The following is a 21,345-nucleotide window of genomic DNA, read 5'->3' as shown; positions in this document are numbered from 1 at the left end:
AGGACTGTCGTGCCCGTGGGTTACCGTGCGGTTATGGCCTCGCCCTTCATCGAGATCCCGGTCGGGGATCGCCTCGTCAAGGTGACCAATCCCGACAAGGTCTACTTCCCCGAGCACGGCTACACCAAGCGGCAGCTCGTGGAGTACTACGTGGCCGTGGGGGAGGGGATCCTGCGCGCCACCCGCGACCGCCCGACGACGCTGGAACGCTGGCCCGCCGGGGTCTTCGAGGGCGCCCGCATGGCCACCCGCGAGGACTACGCGCGCGGCCAGGCGGGCATGGGCGCCGGGAAGTCCGACGCGTTCTACCAGAAGCGCATTCCGAAGGGCGCGCCCGACTGGGTGCGGACCGCCCGGATCGCCTTCCCCAGCGGGCGCTCCGCCGACGAGGTCTGCCCCACCGAGGTCGCCGTGATCGCCTGGGCGGCCAACCTCGGGACGCTGACCTTCCACCCGTGGCCCGTCCGCAAGGGCGACGTCGACCATCCGGACGAGCTGCGCATCGACCTCGACCCGCAGCCCGGCACCGACTTCGCCGACGCCGTCCGGGTGGCGCTCGGCCCGGCCCGCGACCTGCTCGCGGAGCTGGGCTACACCGGGTACGTCAAGACGTCCGGCAAGGGCGGCGTGCACATCTACGTCCGCATCGAGCCGCGCTGGACGTTCACCGAGGTCCGCCGGGCCGCCCTCGCCTTCGGCCGCGAGGTGGAGCGCCGCGCCCCCGCCGAGGTCACCACGAAGTGGTGGAAGGAGGAGCGGGGCGAGCAGATCTTCATCGACTTCAACCAGAACGCGCGCGACCGCACGATCGCGTCCGCCTACAGCGTCCGGCCGGCCCCGCACGCCCCGGTGTCGGCGCCCGTGACCTGGGAGGAGCTGTCCGGCGTCGACCCGCGCGACTTCACGATCGCCACGATGCCCGCCCGCTTCGCCGAGCTGGGCGACCTGCACGCCTCGATCGACGACGCGTCCTTCTCCCTGGACGCCCTCCTCGACATGGCCGACCGCGACGAGAAGGACCACGGCCTCGGCGACATGCCGTACCCGCCGAACTACCCGAAGATGCCCGGCGAGCCCAAGCGCGTCCAGCCCAGCAAGGACGCCGGCGACCACTAGGGAATTTCCGCCACGCGGCCTTTCTTGCACCGGGTGGCAGCCGGTCGAAGCGAAGGCGGAGCGATGTCCATACTGACCATCCGGTATCTCGGAGGGCCGAGCGCGATCCTGGAGATCGGAGGCGTGCGGCTTGTCGTCGACCCCACGTTCGACCCGCCCGGCGACTACCCGATGGGGTCGCGGAAGCTGACCAAGACCGCCGGGCCGGTGCTCGGCCCGGCGGACGTCGGCCGGGTCGACGCGGTGCTGCTGTCCCACGACCAGCATCCGGACAACCTGGACACGGGCGGCCGGGCCTACCTGGCCGGGGTTCCGCTGACCCTGACGACGGAGGCCGCCGCCGGACGCCTCGGCGGCACCGCCCGCGCGCTGCCGAACTGGGAGCACGCCGAACTGCCCCGCCCGGACGGCGGGACGCTCCGCGTCACCGGTGTCCCCGCCCAGCACGGTCCGGACGGCACCGCGCATCTGACGGGCCCGGTCACCGGCTTCGTCCTTTCCGGCGAAGGCCTGCCCACGACCTATGTGAGCGGCGACAACGCGTCCCTCGACGTGGTCCGGGCCGTCGCCGGGCGGTTCGCCCCGTTCGACGTCGCCGTGCTCTTCGCCGGTGGTGCCCAGACCCCGCTCGTTGGCGACGCCTACCTCACCCTGACCAGCGAGGGCGCGGCCGAGGCCGCCGTCATCCTGGGCGCCACCCAGATCGTGCCGCTGCACTTCGAGGGCTGGGCGCATTTCTCCCAGGGCCGCGACACCCTGGCGCCGGCCTTCGAGCAGGCGGGGCTGACCGATCGCCTCCACCTCGTCGGAGTCGGCGAGAGCGTCGCGTTGTGACGTGAGTGAGGCCCGCCGCCTCAGGGCGGCGGGCCTCACGGCCGGGTCGGCGTGTCAGGGGATCAGTAGAGCCTGCGCTCCTGGACGGGCAGGCTGACCTCGGACGGGCCGCGCCAGGTGGTCGCGCTGGGCGGCGGGGCGACCAGTGTGTTCACGTCCTCCCCGGCCGCCAGGACCGGGATGGAGACGGAGCTGCCGCGCAGGTCGACCGTCACCTGGGCGCCGGTGGGCGTGTCGAAGTTGTAGTCGGCGTCCGTTCCGGCGAGGACGAGCGCCAGCCGGTGCCCCTTCTTCAGTAGGTACTCCTGGCTGAGCGTCTGCCAGGAGACGGTGTAGTAGCGACCGGACTTCAGCGGCTCGGGCCTGCTCGGCGACCGGTGGTTCTGGGCGTCGAGCCACCCTCGGGCGACGACGTTGACCGGCGAGGTGACCGTCGTGACCTCGGTCTTCTTGTAGCAGGCGTCGTCGGCGGGCGTGCTCTCACCGTGGCAGTCCTCGGTGGTCAGGGTCCGGATGCCGGAGCCCGCGCCGAGGTAGTTCACGCGGGTGTCCTCGCCGTAGTCGACGAGCAGCGCGGTGAGGTTCGACGTGGGCCCGTCCAGCTTGATCCTCAGCCGGGCGTCCGGGGTGCCGGACAGGCGGCCGGTCTTCGGCAGCGGCGCCGACACGAACGCCGTCCGGTAGGGCCTCGTCGCCGTGGGATCGGCGACCATCGCCTCCTCCGGGTAGCCCGCGCCCTCAGGGCCGGCGGCGTCGGTGAAGGAGGCGGCCGCGCCCGCCGCGGCCGGCTTCAGGCCGAGGGAGCCGCCCTCGCCGGGGCGCAGGACGACGCTGCGCGCGTCCCGGGCCGGCCAGTCCCGCTGGGTGATCCACTGGTCCGGGCCGATCTCGATGTCGGCGCGCGGCTCGCTCATGATGCCGTTGGGCACCTTCTGCAGTTCGTGGTCGAACCACTTGTGCAGGGTCGCCACCCACGCGTCCCGCCGGGTGTCGAACGGATCGACGTGGCCGCGCTGGCTCAGCCAGACCTTGCGCTGGACGCCGCGCCGCGCGAGGGCGCTCCACCACTTGGCGAAGTGGTCGTCCTTCACGTTCAGGTCGTTGACGCCGTGGGCGGCGAAGATGCTCGCGTGGACCCGGGAAGCACGCGCGATCGTCCCGTCCCGGTAGTCGGCGGTCTTCCAGTAGGCGTTGTAGTTGCCGGTCGCGTCGTCCTCGCCCTCGTCCAGATCCGCGTTGACGGCCGCGCACTTGGCGGGCGGGTCGGTGTCGACGTAGTCGGCGAGCCACGGCTGCTCGTCGTCGGTGTACTTCACGCCGTTCATCCGGCTGTAGTCGTACCAGCTGCTGATCGCCGAGATGGGGACGATCGTCTCCAGCCCCTCGACGCCGGTGGCCGCCACGCCGTTGGCGAGCGTCCCGTCGTAGGACTTGCCGATCATGCCGGTGCGGCCGGTCGTCCAGGTCGCCTTCGCCGGGCTGCCGTCCGGCCGGTAGGCCCGGGCGCGCCCGTTGAGCCAGTCGATCACGGCCTTGCCGCCGAGGACGTCGGTCGGGCCGCCGCTGACCGGGCAGCCGTCGGAGCGGGTCGTCCCGACCATGTCCACGGCGAGGAACGCGTACCCGCGCGGAACGAAGTAGTTGTCGTAGTAGAGCGGGAACTTCACCGGGTTCCCGTTCGCGTCGTAGGTCTTGCGCTCGCTCTCGTTGCCGCGCCCCGCGTTGTCGTAGTAGGGGCTCTCATCCATGATCACCGGCACCCTCAGACCGTGCTCGGTCTCCTTCGGCCGGATGATGTCCACGTTGACGCGGTCCTTCTTGCCGTCCCGGTCGCTGTCCACGCCGGACTCGACGTAGACGTGCTCGCGGATCGCGTCCTTGTAGGAGAAGACGGGCTGGGTGACCCCGCCCCTCACCACGATCTTGGGGGACGTCCCGGCCAGCGCCGTCGCGCCGCCGCCCGTGCCCGCGAGCGCCGCGCCGGTCAGCACGGCCACCGTCATGGTCCGCCGGGTTCGTCTCAGGGATCGCCTGGCCAACCCGCACCTCCGAGTATGAAAATGATCTCCGACGGGGCACAGGCTCCTCGTCTGGAGGGCACGGGTAAAGGGCGGCGTGCGACGAAGTGGGCCCGGATGTGGTCACCTCCTGCCCTTGCCAAAGCGGAAATGTCCCTATTGCGGATTTCGGTTGTCCGGGAACGGGTCGCGGGGATGCCCGGCGCGCCGGCCGGGCACCCCCGCCTCATGGGTTGGAGCTATAGGAAGTCACTCAGGATGGGCCCGTTCCGCCTCAACTTCTCCAAGAAGGGCGTCGGGCACAGCGTCGGAGGGCGTGGAGCCCGCTACACCCGCTCGGCGGACGGGCGCCGTCACATGACACTGCGCGTCCCCGGAACAGGCCTGTCGTGGCGACGGTCCTTGAAATCGTCTAGCCGCTCTTCGCGCGATTGACCGCCGACAGGACGGCCTCCACCGACGCGTTGAGCACGGACGTGTCGCGTCCCGCGCCCCAGCGGGTCGCGCCGTCCACGCGGCATTCGGCGTAGGCGACGGCCACGGCGTCCCGCCCGGCCCCGGCCGAGTGCTCGGCGTACTGCAGGACGTCCACCTTGATCCCGGCGGACGCCAGCGCGCCGGTCAGCGCGTCCAGCGGGCCGTTGCCCGTGCCGGTGTGCTCGCGCTCGTCGCCGTCGACCCGGACGACGCCGGTGAAGTCGTGCCGCGCCGGGCCGGTGCTGGAGGTCCGCCATCCGGTCACCTGGACCGGTCCCGGCCGGTCGAGGTACTCGGCGCGGAACAGCTCCCACAGCTCGTCCGCCGTGACCTCCTCGCCGCTGCCGTCCGTCGCCCGCTGCACGACCTGGGAGAACTCGATCTGCAGGCGGCGCGGCAGGTCGAGCCCGTGCCCCGTGCGCAGCAGGTAGGAGATGCCGCCCTTCCCGGACTGGCTGTTGACGCGGATGACCGCCTCGTACCCGCGCCCGACGTCGGCCGGGTCGATCGGCAGGTACGGCACGTCCCACGGCAGCCCCTCCGGCGGCACGCCCCGCTCCCCGGCGAGCCGCGCGTGGCGGGCCATGCCCTTGCCGATCGCGTCCTGGTGGGTGCCGGAGAACGCCGTGTACACCAGGTCGCCGCCGTACGGATGCCGCTCGTGGACGGGCAGCCTGTTGCAGTGCTCGACCGTCCGCCGGATCTCGTCGATGTCGGAGAAGTCGATCCGCGGGTCGACGCCCTGCGCGTGCAGGTTCAGCGCCAGTGTGACCAGGTCGACGTTGCCCGTCCGCTCCCCGTTGCCGAAGAGGCAGCCCTCGACCCGCTGCGCGCCGGCCAGCATCGCCAGCTCCGCGCACGCGACGCCCGTCCCGCGGTCGTTGTGCGGGTGGACCGACAGGATGACCGCGTCGCGCCTGGCCAGGTTGCGGTGTATGTACTCGATCTGGTCGGCGTACACGTTCGGAGTGGCGATCTCGACCGTGGCCGGCAGGTTCAGGATCACCGGGCGGTCGGGGGAGGCGTCCCACAGCGCGGTGACCGCGTCGCACACCTCCAGCGCGTAGTCGGGCTCGGTGACGTTGAACGTCTCGGGGGAGAACTCGAACCGCACGCCGGGCCCGGCGAGCCGCGCCACGTCGGCCGCGCCGTCCAGGATCAGCCGCCGCACCCCGTCCCGGCCGGCCCCGAGCACGACGTCCCGCCACACCGGCCCCGTCGCCGTGTACAGGTGGACGACGGCCCTGGGCAGCCCCTCGATGGACGCGAACGTCCGCTCGATCAGCTCCCCGCGCGCGGGCGTGAACACCACGGGCGTCACGTCGTCCGGCACGCCGGTCTCGGCCAGGTGCCGGACGAAGTCGAAGTCGGTCCGGCTGGCCGAGGGATAGCCGACCTCGATCTCCTTGAAGCCCATCGTGACGAGCAGGTCGAACATGCGGCGCTTGCGGGCGGTGTCCATGGGCTCGGCCAGCGCCTGGTTGCCGTCCCGCAGGTCGACGGGCACCCACAGGGGCGCGCTCTCGATGCGCCCGGACGGCCAGGTGCGCTCGACGTCCGGCACGGGCGACGGCACGCGCTCGTGGGCGGACCGGTACCGGTGGAACGGCATGGAGCTGCCGCGCTGGGGGTTCCAGAAGGGCGCGCCGTCCGCCACCGGGCCGGACGGGGTGTGCAGGGTGGGGAAGTGCGTGCGCGGGGTCGGGACGTTCATGGGCCTGTTCCTCGTTCGATCGCCGGACGACCGGCAGCACCGGACCCCGCGGCGGGGTGCCGGTCCGGATCAGGCCCCGCCGCGGCGACCGAGAAGAAGGCCCTGCCACGACACGTCGCCCACCCAACCACACCTCAGCTCCTCAGACAAGCTGAGGTGGCCTAGTCTGGAGGCCCGCCGCCGTCCCCGGAGGACTCCCGATGCCGCTCGGCCCGCTCCGTCCCAGCCCGCTCGTCGAGCAGGCCGCGCAGCGGCTGCGCGACCAGATCGCCGCCGGGGCGTGGCCGGTCGGCACGCGGCTGCCCGGTGAGACGACGCTCGCCGGGGAGCTGGGCGTGGGCCGCTCCACCGTCCGCGAGGCCCTGCGCGCCCTGGCCGGAGCCGGTCTCGTGCAGGCCCGGCAGGGCGCGGGCGTCTTCGTCGTCGCGACCGAGCCGGCCGAGGACTGGCCCGCCCGGCTCCGCCGCGCCTCCGTCGCCGACGTCTACGAGATCCGCGCCATGGTGGAGGTCCGTGCCGCCGAGCTGGCCGCCGAGCGCCGCACCCCGGACGACCTGGCCGCCCTCGACCGGGCGCTCGCCGACCGTGACACGGCCCTCGCCGGCCCAAGCGTCGAGGCGTTCATCGACGCCGACATCGCCCTGCACACCGCCGTCATCGCCGCCGCGCACAACCCGGTCCTCGCCGACCTGTTCGCCGGGTTCGTGCCCGTCCTGCGCGACGGCCTGCTCGACCTCGCCTCCCTCGTCGACGTCCGCGCGGCCGACCACGCCCACGGCAGGACCGCCCACGCCGCCCTGGTCGAGGCCGTCCGCGCCCAGGACCCGGCGGCGGCGAGCGACGTCATCAGGGCCGAGCTCGACCGGACCCTGACCGGCCTACTCCAGAGCCGATAGGAGGGGAGGCAGGTCACCGTCGTGGACGACGGTCAGGCGGCGGGTGGCCCTGGTGAGCGCGACGTAGAGGTCCTGGCCGCCCTTGGCGGACTCGGCGAGGATCCCGGACGGGTCGACGACGACGACCGAGTCGAACTCCAGGCCCTTGGCCTCCTCGGCGGTCAGGACGACCACGGGCGAGTCGAGGGCCTCGGGGGTGGCGCCGACGGCGGCGTCCGGGAGAGCCCGCAGCACGCCGGCGTGGCGCGCCGCCGAGGCGATGACGGCGAGGCGGCCCTCCTTGAAGGCGCCGCCGATGTCCTCGCCGCCGGTCACGAGGACCAGCTCCGAGCGGACGAGGGACGGCAGCTCCTCGACCGGAAGCGCGACCGCGGCCGGCGGCGGCCCGTCGTCGCGGACCGGTTCGGGCGGCGTCTGGTCCGGGGCGACGGCGGCCAGGACGTCCGCGGCGACCTTCATGATGGCGGCGGGGGTGCGGTAGTTGACCATGAGCCGCTGCTCGCGCCACCGGCCCGGGACGTAGCGGTCGAGCATCTGGCCCCACGACGCCGCGCCGGCCGCGCTGCCGGTCTGGGCGATGTCGCCGACGACCGTGAGGGAGCGCGTCGGGACGCGCCGCATCACGGTCCGCCACGCCATCTCCGAGAGCTCCTGCGCCTCGTCCACGATGACGTGGCCGTAGGCCCATTCGCGGTCGGCCATGGCGCGCTGGGCGGTGGTGAGGCGCGGGCCGGCGTCGTGGTGGCGCTCGGCCAGCTCGCTCGCGGAGATCAGGTCGCTCGCCAGGATCATCTCGGTGCCGTCGGTCGTCTGCATGACCTCGCGGGCGTAGCGCTCCTCCTCGGCGAGCGCGGCCTGCGCCGCACGCGCGCGGGCCCTGTCGTCGGAGTCGTCCTTGCCGAGGAGCTCGGCGGCCTCGTCCAGTAGGGGGACGTCGGAGATCGTCCACGGTGAGCCGGGCGGGCGGTGCAGGAGCGCCCACTCGTCAGGGGACAGGCCGGCCTCGGCGCCCACGCGCGCCACCGCCTCGGCGGAGGCGTAGAAGTCGGTGAGGAGCCGCTCGGGGGTCAGGTCCGGCCAGAGCTCGTCCAGGGCGGACCTGACGGCCGGATCCTGCCAGAGGGCCTCCTTGGCCATGCGGAGGTCCGTCTCGTCCAGAAGGGGCTCGTCCTCGGCCTCGTCGACCAGCTCCTGGAGCCAGGCGGGCAGCCCGCCGGACTTGGCGATGTCTTCGAGCGGTTCGTCCATGATGCGGTCGAACTGCTCGGCCCGGTTGAAGGCGAGCGCCTCCAGCATGTCGTGGACGAAGCGGCGCCGCTGGATGTTGTGCGGGGCGCGCAGGGCACGGGCGCGTTCACGGATCTGCTCGCACTTGCCGGCCTCCACGACCAGGGTGAGGCCGTCGGCCTCGATGCGCAGCCCGCCGGCGGGGACGCGCTGCCGGTCGCGGACGGCGGCCTCCACGAGGCCGGCCATGCGCAGGCCGCCCTTGACGACGGCGGCCGCGGGCGTCTCGGCGGCCGCCGCCTTGAGCCCCGGGTACAGCTCGCCGACCGTGGCCAGCGCGACGTCCGTCTCGCCCAGGCCGGGGAGCACCTGCTCGATGTAGCGCAGGAACGTGGCGTTCGGGCCCACGATGAGGACGCCGCGCCGCTCCAGGACGTCGCGGTGCGTGTAGAGGAGGTAGGCGGCCCGGTGCAGCGCGGCGACCGTCTTGCCGGTGCCGGGGCCGCCCTGGACGACCAGCACCCCCTGGAGGCCGGAGCGGATGACCTGGTCCTGCTCCTCCTGGATGGTCGCGACGACGTCGCTCATCCGGCCCGTCCTGCCGCGGCGGAGGGTGGCCAGCAGGGCGGCCTCGCCGACGATGCCGCCGCGCTCGGACTCCTCCAGGCCCTCCAGGTCGAACACCTCGTCGTCCAGCCGGACGACCTCGCGGTGGCGCAGGTGCAGGTGGCGGCGGCGCGCGAGGGTGCCGGGCGCCCCCGGCGTGGCGGTGTAGAACGGCCGGGCCGCGGTGGCGCGCCAGTCGATCAGGACGGGCTCGTGGTCCTCGTCGCGCAGGCCGATGCGGCCGACGTAGAAGGTGTCGCCGGAGCCGTCCGCGTCGGCGCGGTGGTCGATGCGCCCGAAGCACAGGCCGTGCTCGACGGCGTTCAGCCGGACGAGCCGCCGGGCCGCCTCGTCGGTGGCGATGGCGCTCTCGACCCGCGCCTGGAAGGCGGCGCCGCCGCCCGCCGCCGGGCCCTCCCGCAGCGCGGTCGCGGCCCTGTCCCGTTCGGCGTCGAGCCGCGCGTACACGCGGGACACGTACTCCTGCTCGACGCGCACGGCGGCCCGCGCCGCCTTCTCTTCCCGTGCGGGGTTGACAGCGCCCGCTTGACGATGTCCCATGCCTCGACTACACTCCCTATTCATAGGGTGGAGTATCTCTATGCGCATTTGCGACTCGGAAGTCTAGCATCCTCGCACGCGCACCGCGTGATCTTCTAACGCCGTCCAAAAAGATCGTCTCTGTTGTGGCGGGCGTCATCCGCGCGGAACCCCCTGGTCATCGATCTTCGTGAGGCTGTCCGGCGAGCAGCACTGCCGGACCCCTCCGAAAGGTCACCCTCCATGGCCGACTCCGCCCGCCCGCTGAACCGGCGCGCCTTCCTTGCCTCCAGCGGGCTCGCCACCAGCGGACTCCTCACCGCCGTCGCCGTGACCGGCGCACCCGGCACCGCCCAGGCAGCCCCCCGCAGCCGCGCCCTGCCCGCCGATCCGTTCACCCTCGGCGTCGCCTCCGGCGATCCCGAACCCGACGGGTTCGTCCTCTGGACCCGCCTGGCCCTGGACCCGCACGACGAGAACGGCCTCGGCGGCATGCCCGCCCGGACCGTCCCCGTCCGCTGGGAGGTCTCCTCCGACTCCCGGTTCCGCCGCATCGACCGGCGCGGCACCGCCGCCGCCCGCCCCGACGCCGCCCACTCCGTCCACGTCGAACTGAACGGCCTGCGCCCTGGCCGCGACTACTGGTACCGCTTCCGCGTGGACGGCCACGTCTCCCCGGTCGGGCGGACGCGCACCGCCCCCCACCCGGCCACCTTCGGCCCCGCCCTCGCCATGGCCTTCGTGTCGTGCTCGCAGTTCGAGCACGGCTACTTCACCGCGTACCGGCGGCTGGCCGAGGAGCACCCCGACCTGGTCCTGCACCTGGGCGACTACCAGTACGAGTACAAGAAGGGCGTCTACACGATCCCGGGCGGCAACGTCCGCGACCACGAGGGCCCCGAGACGGTCAGGCTCGCCGACTACCGGCTGCGGCACGCCCAGTACAAGACCGACCGGGACCTGCAGGCCGCGCACCAGGCCGCCCCGTGGCTCGTCGTGTTCGACGACCACGAAGTCGAGAACAACTGGGCCGACCTCATCCCCGAGGAAGGCTCCGACACGCCCTCCGAGGACGCCTTCCGCGCCCGCCGCGCCGCCGCGTTCAAGGCCTACTACGAGAACATGCCGCTGCGCCGCCGGTCCATCCCCGCGGGCCCCGACATCCAGGTCTACCGGCGGGTTCGGTGGGGCCGCCTGGCCAACTTCCACATGCTCGACACCCGCCAGTTCCGCGACGACCAGGGCTGCGGCGACGGCTACAAGGACTGCCCCGCCGCCACCGACCCGAAGCGCTCCATCACCGGCGACGAGCAGGAGCGGTGGCTGCTCGACGGCTTCCGCCGCTCCACCGCCCGGTGGGACGTCCTCGGCCAGCAGGTGTTCTTCGCCCAGCGCGACAACACCGCCGGGCCCGTCAAGAAGACCTCGATGGACTCCTGGGACGGGTACGCCGCCTCCCGCGACAGGATCACCAAGGGCTGGCTGGACGCCGAGGTCCGCAACCCCGTGGTCCTCACCGGCGACGTCCACGCGCACTGGGCGAGCGACCTGAAGGCCGACTACGACGACCCGAACTCCAGGACGGTCGGCTCTGAGCTGGTGTGCACCTCCATCACCAGCACCGGCGACGGCGCGGACTCCGACCCCGCCGCCCACCCCTACCTCAAGATCAACCCGCACCTGCGCTTCTACAACAACCAGCGCGGCTACGTGCTGACGAGGATCGGCAAGGAGGAGATGAGGGCCGACTTCAAGACGCTCCCGACCGTCCGGACCCCGGGCGCCGACATCTCCACGAAGGCGACGTTCGTCATCGAGGACCGCGTCCCCGGCGTCCACCAGGCCTACCTGCGGCCCTACGCCTCGGCGAAGGCGGCGGCGCAGCCGGATCAGGAGCTGATCCGGCAGACCGTCCGGAACGAGACCCAGCCCTGAGGACGGGCGGCCGGGACGCGCGGGGCGTCCCGGCCGCCCCCGCCCTCAGCGGTCCACGCGCGGGCTCGTCGCGGGGCCGTCGAAGATGTCGTCGAGGTCGTAGGCCACCGGCACCTCCAGCTGGGCGTAGGTGCAGGAGTCGGGAGTCCGGTCGGGACGCCAGTTCCGGAACCGGGCGGTGTGCCGGAACCGGTCGCCCTCCATCGCCTCGTACGCCACCTCGACCACCAGCTCCGGACGCAGCGGAACCCAGCTGAGGTCCTTCTTGCCGGTCCAGCGGGAGATCGCGCCGGGCATGCGGTCGACGGTCGCCTCCGTCTGGTTCGCCCACGCGGCCCACGGGTGCTGGGCGAGATCCTGCAGCCGGTAGGGCTCCAGCTCCTCGACCAGTTCGGCGCGGCGCTTCATCGTGAACGAGGCCGCGACGCCGACGTGCTGGAGGTGTCCGTCGGTGTTGTAGAGCCCGAGCAGCAGCGACCCCACGATGGGCCCCGACTTGTGCCAGCGGAAGCCCGCCACCACGCAGTCGGCCGTCCGCTCGTGCTTGACCTTGAACAGGACGCGCTTGTCGGGCTCGTACGGGACGTCCCGCGGCTTGGCGATGACGCCGTCCAGGCCGGCGCCCTCGAACTCGTCGAACCAGCGCAGCGCCAGCTCGTAGGAGTCGGACGCGGGCGTGACGTGGATCGGCGCCTTCGCCCCGGCCAGGGCGTCGACGAGCCGCTGCCGCCGCTCGCCGAGCGGCACCTCCATCAGCGACTCGTCCCCGAGGGCGAGCAGGTCGAACGCCACGAACGACGCCGGGGTCTGCTCCGACAGGAGCTTGATCCGTGACGCGGCCGGGTGGATGCGCTGCTGGAGGCCGTCGAAGTCGAGGCGCGTCCCCTTGGGCAGCACGATCTCGCCGTCCACCACGCACCGCTCGGGCAGCTCGCGCCGCACGGCCTCGACCAGTTCGGGAAAGTAGCGGGTGAGCGGCTTCTCGCCGCGGCTGGACAGCTCCACCTCGTCACCGTCGCGGAAGACGATGCAGCGGAACCCGTCCCACTTCGGCTCGTACAGCAGGTCGCCCTTGGGCATGGTCTTGACCGCCTTGGCCAGCATCGGCGGCAGCGGCGGGCTGATCGGCAGGTCCATCCCCCCATCTTGCGCCCCGGCACCGACAAAAGGGCATCCCGGGGGTCCGATAACGTGCAGGTCATGCGCCGTCTGCTGCCCGAGCCCGCCGCCGGCGGCGTCGATCCCTACGAGGCCTACGGCGACCCGCCCCGCCTGCGGCTCGGCATGGTCATGAGCGCGGACGGGTCCGTCACCGACGCCGAGGGCTGGACCGACGGCCTCGGCGGCGCCGCCGACTTCCGCGTCTTCCGGACCCTGCGCGCCCTGGCCGACGGGATCGTCGTCGGTGCCGGGACCGTCCGCACGGGGCGCCTCGGCCCGGCGCGCCTGCGCGACGACCTGCGCGCGCGCCGCGGCGGGCCGCCCGCGCCGATCGTCGTGGTGAGCCGCTCCCTCGACCTGGACTGGACGCTCCCGCTGTTCACCGAGGCCGAGACGCCCACCATCGTCGTGACGACCCGGAACGCCAGGGCCAAGGTCCCGGGCCATCTCCAGACGGTCGCGGAAGGCGACGGCGACGTCGACCTCCCCGCCGCCGTGAGAGCGCTGCGCGAGGACCTCGGCCTCGACCGTCTCCTCTGCGAGGGCGGCCCCTCGCTGGCCACCGCGCTCATCAGGGCGTCCCTCGTGGACGAGCTGTGCCTCAACATCGCCCCCACCCTCCTCGGAGGCGCACTCCACACCCGCCTGCTGGAGGGCCTGGACGCCGAGGTGCCGCTCGACCCGGCCGCCCTCTACCTGGACGAGGGCGTGCTGTTCGTCCGCTACCGGCTGCTGGTGTAGCGCGGCCTCGCCCGGCTCCGCGGAGAGGATCCGCCGAGGGGGATCCGGCCGCCCGGCGACCGGTCAGACCGGTGTGGTGACGGTCTGTCCTCCAATCTGTACGAATCCGTCATGCCGGAAGCGTTGGGGAGCGACACTAGGCGGCAGGGGGACGAGTGAGAATCTCACGAAAGGAGCGGGGGTGGAGTACGCCGCATTGGGCGCGTGGATCATCGCCGCCGTCGCGGGCGGGTACCTGCTGGTCGTGTGGCTGGTCAACGGGGGGCGTTCGACGAAGGTGACGCGGTTCCCGCGTCTGGTCGTGGCGGGGCATCCGCTCTCGGCCGTCGCGGGCCTCGTCGTGTGGATCGCCTACGTCGTCACGGGGAACGCCGCCTACGCCTGGGTCGCCTTCGCGGCCCTGCTCGTCGTCATCTTCCAGGGGCTGCTGCTGTTCACCCGCTGGCTCGTCGGCCGCGGCGGCCGCCACGCCAGGGGCGCCGAGCAGGCGTTCCCGGCCGCGGCGGTCGCCGTCCACGGCGCGGTCGCGGTCGCGACGTTCGTCCTGGTCTTCCTGACCGCGATGGAGGTCGGCCGGGCGTGAGCCCCGCGGCTCACGCCCCGCGCCGCAGCACGAGCAGCGCGCGGTCCCCGACCGTCACGACGTCGCGGGCCTTGAGGCGGGGACGGTCGCCGACGGCGCCGGCCTCGGCGGTGTCGAGGGCGAACTCCCAGCGCTCGCCGTACTCGGCGCCGGGCAGCGTGAACTCGACCGGCTCCGAGCCGGCGTTGACCAGCAGCAGGAAGGAGTCGTCCCGGACGCGCCGGCCGCGCGGGTCGGGCTCGGTGATGGCGTCGCCGTTGAGGAACACGCCGAGGGACTTGGCGAAGCCGACGTTCCAGTCCTGGTCGGTCATGCTCTCGCCGGCCGGGGTCAGCCAGGCGATGTCGGCGGCGGCGCCGCGGCCCGTCCCGGTGAAGAAGCGGCGGCGCCGGAACACCGGGTGGTCGTGCCGCAGCCGGGACAGGAGCCGGACGAACTCCATGTCGCCCGAGTCCTCCCAGTGGACCCAGGCGATCTCGTCGTCCTGGCAGTAGGCGTTGTTGTTGCCCTGCTGCGTGCGGCCGATCTCGTCCCCGTGGGAGAGCATCGGCACGCCCTGCGACAGGAACAGCGTGGCGAGGAAGTTGCGGCGCTGCCGCGCCCGCAGGTCGAGGACCCCGGGGTCGCGGGTGGGGCCCTCGACGCCGCAGTTCCAGGACCGGTTGTCGTCGGTGCCGTCCCGGTTGTCCTCGCCGTTGGCCTCGTTGTGCTTGTGGTCGTAGGACACGAGGTCGGTGAGCGTGAACCCGTCGTGGCAGGTCACGAAGTTGATGGACGCGAACGGGCGGCGCGAGCTGTGCTCGTACAGGTCGGAGGAGCCGGTCAGCCGGGACGCGAACTCCGGCATGGTCGCGTACGAGCCGCGCCAGAAGTCGCGGACCGTGTCGCGGTACTTGCCGTTCCACTCCGTCCACAGCGGCGGGAAGTTGCCGACCTGGTAGCCGCCCTCGCCCACGTCCCACGGCTCGGCGATGAGCTTCACCTGGGACACGACGGGGTCCTGCTGGACGAGGTCGAAGAACGCGGCCAGGCGGTCGACGTCGTGCAGCTCGCGGGCCAGCGCCGAGGCGAGGTCGAAGCGGAACCCGTCGACGTGCATGTCCAGGATCCAGTAGCGCAGCGAGTCCATGATGAGCTGCAGCGCGTGCGGGTTCCGGACGTTCAGCGAGTTGCCGCAGCCGGTGTAGTCGAGGTGGTAGCGCTTGTCGTCGTCGCGCAGCCGGTAGTACGAGGCGTTGTCGATGCCCCGGAACGACAGCGTCGGGCCCAGGTGGTCGCCCTCGGCCGTGTGGTTGTAGACGACGTCCAGGATGACCTCGATGCCCGCCTCGTGCAGGGCGCGGACCATCGCCTTGAACTCCAGCACCTGCTCGCCGGACTGCCCGGAGGAGCTGTAGGAGTTGTGCGGCGCGAAGAACCCGATCGTGTTGTAGCCCCAGTAGTTGTCCAGGCCCCGCGCCACCAGGGCGTGCTCGGGGACCGACTGGTGCACCGGCATCAGCTCGACCGCCGTCACCCCGAGGTCGAGGAGGTGGTCGATCATCACCGGGTGCGCGAGGCCCGCGTACGTGCCGCGCTGCTCCTCGGGGACGGCCGGGTGCAGCTTCGTCAGGCCCTTCACGTGCGCCTCGTAGATGACGCTCTCGTGGTAGGGGACGCGCGGCGACCGGTCGTCGCCCCAGTCGAAGAACGGGTTGACCACCACGTTCTTCGGCATGTACGGGGCGCTGTCGTCCTCGTTCAGCGCGTCGGGGTCGGCGAACCGGTAGGAGAACAGCGCCTCGTTCCAGCGGATCAGCTCGCCCGGCGTGACGCCCGCGACGGCCTTGCCGTACGGATCGAGCAGCAGCTTGGAGGGGTTGCAGCGGTGCCCCTCGCGAGGGTCGAACGGCCCGTGGACCCGGTACCCGTAGCGCTGGCCGGGCCCGATGCCGGGCAGGTAGCCGTGCCAGACGAACCCGTCCACCTCGGGCAGGTCCCGCCGCGTCTCACGCCCCTCGTCGTCGAACAGGCACAGCTCGACCCGCCGGGCCACCTCCGAGAACAGCGCGAAGTTCGTGCCCGTGCCGTCCCAGGTGGCACCCAGCGGATAGGGATCCCCGGGCCATACCTCCCGCATGCTCCTCCACCCCTCGGCCGGTTCGTCCTGGCCCGTCGATTGTGGCCTACCCGCTCCCTTCCCCGCGCGCCGCGGCCCCTCACCGCGCGCGTGTCATTCCCGCGCGGCGCCGCGGGGGAGCCGCCAGACGACCTCCTCGTCGCGGGTCTCCCCGGTGCGGCGCAGCCCGATCCTGGACGCGACGGCCGCGGACGCGCGGTTGTCCGGGGCGACGGTCGCGACGACGTCGCGCACGCCGTGCGCCGCGAGCCAGTCCAGCAGCGCGCGGGCGGCCTCGGTGGCGAACCCGAACCCCTGGTACGGCATGCCGATCACCCAGGCGACCGACGCGGCGGGCCGCGGCGGGCCCGGCGTGATCGTCGACCCGGCCGCGGCGGGCGTCACGGCGAACCCCGGCGGCGCCGGCGCGACCGTCGCCTGCACGTAGCCGACGGCCTGCCCGTCCCGGGCGCGGCGGACGATCCAGTTCAGCCAGCACTCCTGGTGGTAGGGCGCCGGGCCGGCGACCAGGTGCGCGTAGCGGGCGCGCAGCTCGTCGCGCGTGAGGGGCTCGCCGCCGATGTGGCGGTGCAGGCGCGGGTCGTCCAGAACGGGGGCCATCTCGTCCGCGTGGTGGACCGCCAGCGGCTCCAGGACGAGGCGCTGGGTGCGGATGGTGTCGGCGATCGGCCCGTACACCCGCCGATCGTATGCTCTCGCGGGCCGGCGGGCCCGGGAACGGCCGTCAGAGTCGCCACTCGGACCGCTTGTCGGACAGCCGCCGCGTCCAGGCGCCGCCCGGATGCTGCCGCGGGTGGAGCCACAGCCACGGCTGGGCGTGCCGGAACGGCAGGTCGGTGCCGGGCTGCCACGGGAACAGGCCGTCCCCGTTGGGCCACACGACCTGGAGGATCGGCAGCGGCGGACGCCGGTAGAACGCCACGGCGCCGCCGAACAGCCCGTCGAACCAGTGCGGGTCGACGTCCCGGAAGGCCGCCTGCTGCCCCCGCACGACGCCGTCGCGGCGCTCGCCGTCCGCGGGGACGCGGCCCTCGGCGGTCTCTCCGCCGAGCATGTTGAGGATCTCTTCCGTCTCGTACACGTCGCCGCCGAACATCGCGAGCTCGGGGGCGCCGTGGCTGTGCCACAGGCCGACCGTGTACGCCCAGCCGGGCCCGTCCTCGTCCGGCTGGACGAGGACGACGCTCCAGCCGTACTGGGTGATGTGCACGATCGTGCGGAGCTGGAAGTTGTCCAGCCGGTCGCGGTCGCCGTAGTCACGGCACATCACGCAGGTGCATGAGGGGCGATCGCCGGACATGACCCTCAGTTTACGATCAATGGACCCTGGGCGAGCATGCCGTCACGCGCAGGATCACCAGAACACGCCGGTGTCGCGCGGCGGCGCCTCGTGCCCGTGCCGGGCGTCGGGGCCGCGCAGGCTCCGGACCGCCATGGCGCCCAGCAGCATCGCGGCGGGCATGCCGAGGGGCAGGGCCGTGAGCGGCGCGACGGACGCCACGTCCAGGGCCGTCCCGCCGAGCAGGCCGGCGACGCCGAGGTCGGCGCCGCGGCGTCCCGCGCCCAGGGGCAGCGCCAGGAGGGCGGCGGCGACGGCGAGCCCGGCCGCGGGCGCGGCCAGCGCGCGGCGCCGGACGAAGAAGGCCAGCGCCACGCCCAGCGCTCCCAGCACGGGCAGCGCCATCACGCCGTACCAGCGTTTCGGCTCCGGCCTCATGCCGATCTGGATGACCGGCGCCGGGACGCCTTTGCGCAGGTGCCACAGGCGATTCCCAGATTTGTCGGGACCCGCCGTCGCGGATACCGGCGGCAGCCGCAATTTCATGACGGTGTCGTCGAAACCCCCCGCGGCGAGTTCGCGCGCCGCGGCGGAAGTGTCGATTCGCAGGAACGGCCTGCGTCCCGTCCGGTAGGCGCGGTCGATCTCGGCGCGGGCGAACGGCGCCCCGCGGCCTTTTCCGGTGCGGACGCGGACACCCCCGGTGCCGGGGAACAGCGCCCTGATGATCCGCTGCGCGAGCGCCCGCACCTCGGCGTCCGACCGGAGCCGTCCCGCCGCGTACAGATCGACGTGGGCGCCGCCGCCGGCCAGAAGGACGACCTCCATGCGCGACCGCTGCTCCCGGGGCGGCGCCGCACCGCCGCATCCGGCGAGCACGGCGAGCACTAGCAGGGTCATCGCGACCGAGGCAAGCCGCCGAAAACGCACCCAGGGCCTCGCTTCGTCGGTCGGTGTCGCGGCACCGGAAGAATGATCTATTTTATGCGCGACCACCGGTGGAGCACAGTAGGGAGAAGATGATGGCCGACGATCCGGTCAACGCGATCGACACCTCCGTTCCGCACTCCGCGCGGATATGGAACTACTGGCTCGGCGGCAAGGACAACTACCCGGTCGACCGCGAGGCCGGTGAACAGTACGTCAGCATCTATCCGGGGATCGTGGACATCGCGCGGACCGGCCGGCACTTCCTGGCCCGCGCCGTCCGGTATCTGGCGGGGGAGGCGGGCGTCCGCCAGTTCCTGGACGTCGGCACCGGGCTGCCCACCGTCGACAACACCCACGAGGTGGCGCAGCGCGTCGCGCCCGAGGCGCGCATCGTGTACGTCGACAACGACCCGCTCGTGCTGTCCCACGCGCACGCCCTGCTGACGAGCCGTCCCGAGGGCGAGACCAGCTACATCGAGTCCGACATGCGGAATCCCGAGCAGATCCTCCGGGTCGCCCGGGGCAGGCTCGACTTCGACCGCCCGATCGCCCTGATGCTGATGGGCGTCCTCGGGCACGTCGACTCCTACGACGAGATCCTGCACATCATCCGGACGCTGATGGGCGGCCTGCCCTCCGGCAGCCACCTCGCCCTCTACGACGACACTGACACCGACGAGGCCCACAACAAGGCGCAGCAGGAGTACGACGACACCGGCGCCGTCCCGTACCGGCTGCGCCGCCCCGAGCAGATCGCCGGGTACTTCGACGGATTCGAGCTGGTCGAGCCCGGCGTGGTGGCGTGCGAGAAGTGGCGCCCGGAGCCGAGCCCGTTCGGCGAGACGCCGAGCACCTCGACCCTCTGCGGGGTCGCCCGCAAGGCCTGACCGGGCGGCGCGACCGGACGAGGCGGTCGGCCGGAACCGGCCGACGGCCCGTCCGGCCCGGCCACCGGTCAGGCCGTCGCCAGTTCCACCGGGATGTTGCCGCGGGTGGCGTTGGAGTAGGGGCACACCTGGTGGGTGGTCTCGACGAGCTGCCGCTTGGTCTCCGCGCTGAGGGCGTCGGGCAGCTTCGCCAGCAGTTTGACGTCGAGCTGGAAGCCGCCCGAGCCGTTCGGGCTGAGACCGACCTCCGCGGTCACCGACATGCCGGAGACGTCGATCTTCTGCTTCCGCGCCACCAGCTGCATCGCGCTGGCGAAGCACGCGGCGTACCCGGCCGCGAACAGCTGCTCGGGGTTCGTGCCGTCGCCGTCGCCCCCGAGCTCCTTCTGCAGGGCCAGCCGGAGGTCCAGCCGCCCGTCGGAACTGAACGCGCGCCCGTCGCGCCCGGTGGCGGTGGCGGTGGTCGTGTACTGCCGCATGAACTGCTCCTTCCAATAGACAGACAGGTCTGTCTGCATTCCGGAGCCTAGACCGATCTGTCTGGTAGCGTCAAGGTGTGACCACGACATCCTCGGCGCCTCGCCGGAGCGCGGCCTGGTCCCGCGTCTTCGACACCGCGACGCGCCTGTTCTACGCCGAGGGCGTGCACGCCGTGGGCATCGACCGGATCATCGCCGAGGCCGGCGTGGCTAAGGCGACCTTCTACCATCACTTTCCGAGCAAGGACGACCTCGTCCGCGTCTACATCAACGAGCAGAGCCTGCGGCAGCGCGGCATCGCCGACATGCCCGAGTCCGCGACGCCCCGCGAGGCGATCCTCACGGCGTTCGAGCGGATGTGCACCTTCGGCTCCTCCGCCGCCTACCGCGGCTGCCCGTTCATCAACGCCGCCGCCGAGTACCCCGACCCCGCCCACCCGGTGCGCCGGGCGATCGACGAGCACCGGGAGTGGTGCCGGAGCCTGTTCCGCGACCTGCTGGTCGCCGCCGGCCACCCCGAACCCGACCGCACCGCCCACGTCCTCATGCTGCTCAGAGACGGCCTCTCCGTCGGCTTCGACCTCGACGACCCGGCCGCGGTCCGCGCCGCGGTCGACGAGGCCGTCACCACAGCCCTGGACGCCCCCACCCGTCCCCCCGAACCCGCCGCGCACTGACCGCCGGTCCACCGATTCCCGCTAGGGTGCGCCCGTGGCCGGACCCTCGCGGCGGCCGCTGCTCTTCCTCGACGTCGACGGACCGCCCTCGCGCATCGGGTCGACCCCGGTGGGGGAATCACCGGGGCCGACTACCGGGTGCTGGGGGAGTGGATGCGCGCGGTCGTGTCCTGAGCGCGTGGCGCGAGCTCCCGCTCGTCAGCGGTGGAGAAGGGTCTCCTCGGTCATGCGGGAGAGTTTTTCGGGGTTGCGGACGGCGTAGAGGCCGGTGACACGGCCGTCGTCGATGCGGGTCGCGATGACGGTGTCGATCTCGCCGGTGCGGCCGAGGACCAGCGCGGGGTGACCGTTGACGTGCGTCGGCCGTAGCGAGACCGCGCCGGAGATCCGGGCGAGCACGTCGGCCACCTTGTCGGCCCCCACGACGGGCGCCAGCGCGGCCTGGACGACTCCGCCGCCGTCGGTCAGCAGGACGACGTCCGGTGCGAGGACGTCGAGCAGGTTCTGCAGGTCGCCGGTCTCGACCGCCCGCTGGAAGGCGTGGAGCGCGGCCCGGGTGTCGGACGGGGAGGCGGCTTCGCGGGGCCGGCGCGCGGCGACGTGCCTGCGGGCCCGGTGGGCGATCTGGCGGACCGCGTCGGGGTTCTTGTCGACGGCGTGGGCGATCTCTCCGTAGTCCAAGCCGAACACCTCGCGCAGCACGAACACCGCCCGCTCGGTCGGCGCGAGGGTCTCCAGCACCATCAGCATCGCCATCGAGAGGCTCTCGGCCAGCTCGACGTCCTCGGCCACGTCGGGCGCGGTCAGCAGCGGCTCGGGCAGCCAGGGCCCGACATAGGACTCCCTGCGCCGGCGCAGCGTGCGCAGCCGGGTGAGCGCCTGCCGGGTGGTGGCCCGCACCAGGTACGCGCGGGGATCCCGCACCGTTTCGAGGTCGACGCCCGTCCACCGCAGCCAGGTCTCCTGCAGGACGTCCTCGGCGTCGGCGGCCGAGCCGAGCATCTCGTAGGCGACGGTGAACAGCAGGTTGCGATGGGCGACGAACGCCTCGGTGGCGGTGTCCATGCGGCCGGCGGCCGTGCCCTTCGATCGTCCGTCCATGTCCCTCTTCCCGTTGCGCGTTCCG

At 72.7% G+C, this 21,345-nt stretch carries 19 protein-coding genes; 9 read left to right on the top strand and 10 right to left on the bottom strand.

Annotation, left to right across the window (positions count from 1 at the left end; translation table 11 throughout):
- Positions 1-33 precede the first annotated feature (33 nt).
- Positions 34-1,116, top strand: coding sequence for a DNA polymerase domain-containing protein (locus tag AB0H37_RS30580; protein WP_329088180.1), 1,083 nt, complete (start codon positions 34-36; stop codon positions 1,114-1,116).
- A gap of 63 nt (positions 1,117-1,179) precedes the next feature.
- Complete coding sequence (locus AB0H37_RS30575; RefSeq protein ID WP_360616534.1) at positions 1,180-1,950, top strand: MBL fold metallo-hydrolase; 771 nt, start codon at positions 1,180-1,182, stop codon at positions 1,948-1,950.
- Between the two features lie 62 nt (positions 1,951-2,012).
- Here the strand turns inward: AB0H37_RS30575 and AB0H37_RS30570 are convergent, their stop codons facing one another.
- The gene (locus AB0H37_RS30570; RefSeq protein ID WP_360616533.1) at positions 2,013-3,953 is read right to left on the bottom strand and encodes a Xaa-Pro dipeptidyl-peptidase; all 1,941 of its coding nucleotides are present in this window, start codon (positions 3,951-3,953) and stop codon (positions 2,013-2,015) included.
- Positions 3,954-4,004: 51 nt separating this feature from the next.
- Between AB0H37_RS30570 and AB0H37_RS30565 the strand changes: the two genes are divergently transcribed.
- On the top strand, positions 4,005-4,403 hold the full coding sequence (locus tag AB0H37_RS30565; RefSeq protein ID WP_360616532.1) for a DUF4236 domain-containing protein: 399 nt from the start codon (positions 4,005-4,007) through the stop codon (positions 4,401-4,403).
- On the opposite strand, the gene leuA is transcribed toward AB0H37_RS30565, so the two are convergent.
- On the bottom strand, positions 4,381-6,057 hold the full coding sequence (gene leuA / locus AB0H37_RS30560; RefSeq protein WP_360616553.1) for a 2-isopropylmalate synthase: 1,677 nt from the start codon (positions 6,055-6,057) through the stop codon (positions 4,381-4,383). The genes AB0H37_RS30565 and leuA overlap by 23 nt on opposite strands.
- 302 nt (positions 6,058-6,359) lie before the next feature.
- Here leuA and AB0H37_RS30555 point away from each other — a divergent pair, with 302 nt between their 5' ends.
- Positions 6,360-7,055 carry a FadR/GntR family transcriptional regulator gene (locus AB0H37_RS30555; protein WP_329088185.1) on the top strand — a complete coding sequence of 232 codons (696 nt, stop codon included), beginning with the start codon at positions 6,360-6,362 and terminating at the stop codon, positions 7,053-7,055.
- On the opposite strand, the gene AB0H37_RS30550 is transcribed toward AB0H37_RS30555, so the two are convergent.
- The gene (locus AB0H37_RS30550) at positions 7,038-9,449 is read right to left on the bottom strand and encodes an ATP-binding domain-containing protein (protein ID WP_360616531.1); all 2,412 of its coding nucleotides are present in this window, start codon (positions 9,447-9,449) and stop codon (positions 7,038-7,040) included. The two genes, AB0H37_RS30555 and AB0H37_RS30550, sit on opposite strands and share 18 nt — an antisense overlap.
- Before the next feature lie 222 nt (positions 9,450-9,671).
- Here AB0H37_RS30550 and AB0H37_RS30545 point away from each other — a divergent pair, with 222 nt between their 5' ends.
- On the top strand, positions 9,672-11,363 hold the full coding sequence (locus tag AB0H37_RS30545; protein ID WP_329088189.1) for an alkaline phosphatase D family protein: 1,692 nt from the start codon (positions 9,672-9,674) through the stop codon (positions 11,361-11,363).
- A 45-nt stretch (positions 11,364-11,408) separates the two neighbouring features.
- On the opposite strand, the gene AB0H37_RS30540 is transcribed toward AB0H37_RS30545, so the two are convergent.
- Positions 11,409-12,500, bottom strand: coding sequence for an ATP-dependent DNA ligase (locus tag AB0H37_RS30540; RefSeq protein ID WP_329088191.1), 1,092 nt, complete (start codon positions 12,498-12,500; stop codon positions 11,409-11,411).
- 63 nt (positions 12,501-12,563) lie between these two features.
- Here AB0H37_RS30540 and AB0H37_RS30535 point away from each other — a divergent pair, with 63 nt between their 5' ends.
- A complete protein-coding gene (locus AB0H37_RS30535) occupies positions 12,564-13,265 on the top strand; it encodes a dihydrofolate reductase family protein (RefSeq protein ID WP_329088193.1) in 702 nt (233 codons plus the stop codon).
- 181 nt (positions 13,266-13,446) lie between these two features.
- The gene (locus AB0H37_RS30530; protein ID WP_329088195.1) at positions 13,447-13,848 is read left to right on the top strand and encodes a hypothetical protein; all 402 of its coding nucleotides are present in this window, start codon (positions 13,447-13,449) and stop codon (positions 13,846-13,848) included.
- Between the two features lie 10 nt (positions 13,849-13,858).
- Here AB0H37_RS30530 and glgX read toward each other — a convergent pair whose 3' ends face one another.
- The 4 genes from glgX to AB0H37_RS30510 form a co-directional block, all read right to left on the bottom strand.
- Positions 13,859-15,967, bottom strand: a complete 2,109-nt coding sequence (gene glgX, locus AB0H37_RS30525; RefSeq protein WP_360616530.1) for a glycogen debranching protein GlgX — start codon at positions 15,965-15,967, stop codon at positions 13,859-13,861.
- Positions 15,968-16,060: 93 nt separating this feature from the next.
- Complete coding sequence (locus AB0H37_RS30520) at positions 16,061-16,645, bottom strand: GNAT family N-acetyltransferase (protein WP_179836214.1); 585 nt, start codon at positions 16,643-16,645, stop codon at positions 16,061-16,063.
- Between the two features lie 46 nt (positions 16,646-16,691).
- The gene (locus tag AB0H37_RS30515; RefSeq protein ID WP_329088201.1) at positions 16,692-17,267 is read right to left on the bottom strand and encodes a DUF4262 domain-containing protein; all 576 of its coding nucleotides are present in this window, start codon (positions 17,265-17,267) and stop codon (positions 16,692-16,694) included.
- A 54-nt stretch (positions 17,268-17,321) separates the two neighbouring features.
- Positions 17,322-18,146, bottom strand: coding sequence for a hypothetical protein (locus tag AB0H37_RS30510; protein WP_360616529.1), 825 nt, complete (start codon positions 18,144-18,146; stop codon positions 17,322-17,324).
- 119 nt (positions 18,147-18,265) lie between these two features.
- Between AB0H37_RS30510 and AB0H37_RS30505 the strand changes: the two genes are divergently transcribed.
- Complete coding sequence (locus AB0H37_RS30505) at positions 18,266-19,063, top strand: SAM-dependent methyltransferase (RefSeq protein ID WP_329098627.1); 798 nt, start codon at positions 18,266-18,268, stop codon at positions 19,061-19,063.
- 68 nt (positions 19,064-19,131) lie between these two features.
- Here AB0H37_RS30505 and AB0H37_RS30500 read toward each other — a convergent pair whose 3' ends face one another.
- Positions 19,132-19,542 (bottom strand): organic hydroperoxide resistance protein, encoded by a 411-nt coding sequence (locus tag AB0H37_RS30500; protein ID WP_329088204.1) that lies wholly within the window; start codon positions 19,540-19,542, stop codon positions 19,132-19,134.
- 77 nt (positions 19,543-19,619) lie between these two features.
- Between AB0H37_RS30500 and AB0H37_RS30495 the strand changes: the two genes are divergently transcribed.
- Positions 19,620-20,219, top strand: a complete 600-nt coding sequence (locus tag AB0H37_RS30495; protein WP_360616528.1) for a TetR family transcriptional regulator — start codon at positions 19,620-19,622, stop codon at positions 20,217-20,219.
- A gap of 198 nt (positions 20,220-20,417) precedes the next feature.
- Here AB0H37_RS30495 and AB0H37_RS30490 read toward each other — a convergent pair whose 3' ends face one another.
- Positions 20,418-21,320 (bottom strand): RNA polymerase sigma-70 factor, encoded by a 903-nt coding sequence (locus tag AB0H37_RS30490; protein WP_360616527.1) that lies wholly within the window; start codon positions 21,318-21,320, stop codon positions 20,418-20,420.
- Positions 21,321-21,345: the final 25 nt, after the last annotated feature.

Origin of the sequence: Actinomadura sp. NPDC023710, from assembly GCF_040639875.1 — a bacterium.
Taxonomy (GTDB): domain Bacteria; phylum Actinomycetota; class Actinomycetes; order Streptosporangiales; family Streptosporangiaceae; genus Spirillospora; species Spirillospora citrea.
The sequence above is the reverse complement of the archived record's forward strand: the minus strand, read 5'-3'. Positions and strand labels throughout refer to the sequence as shown.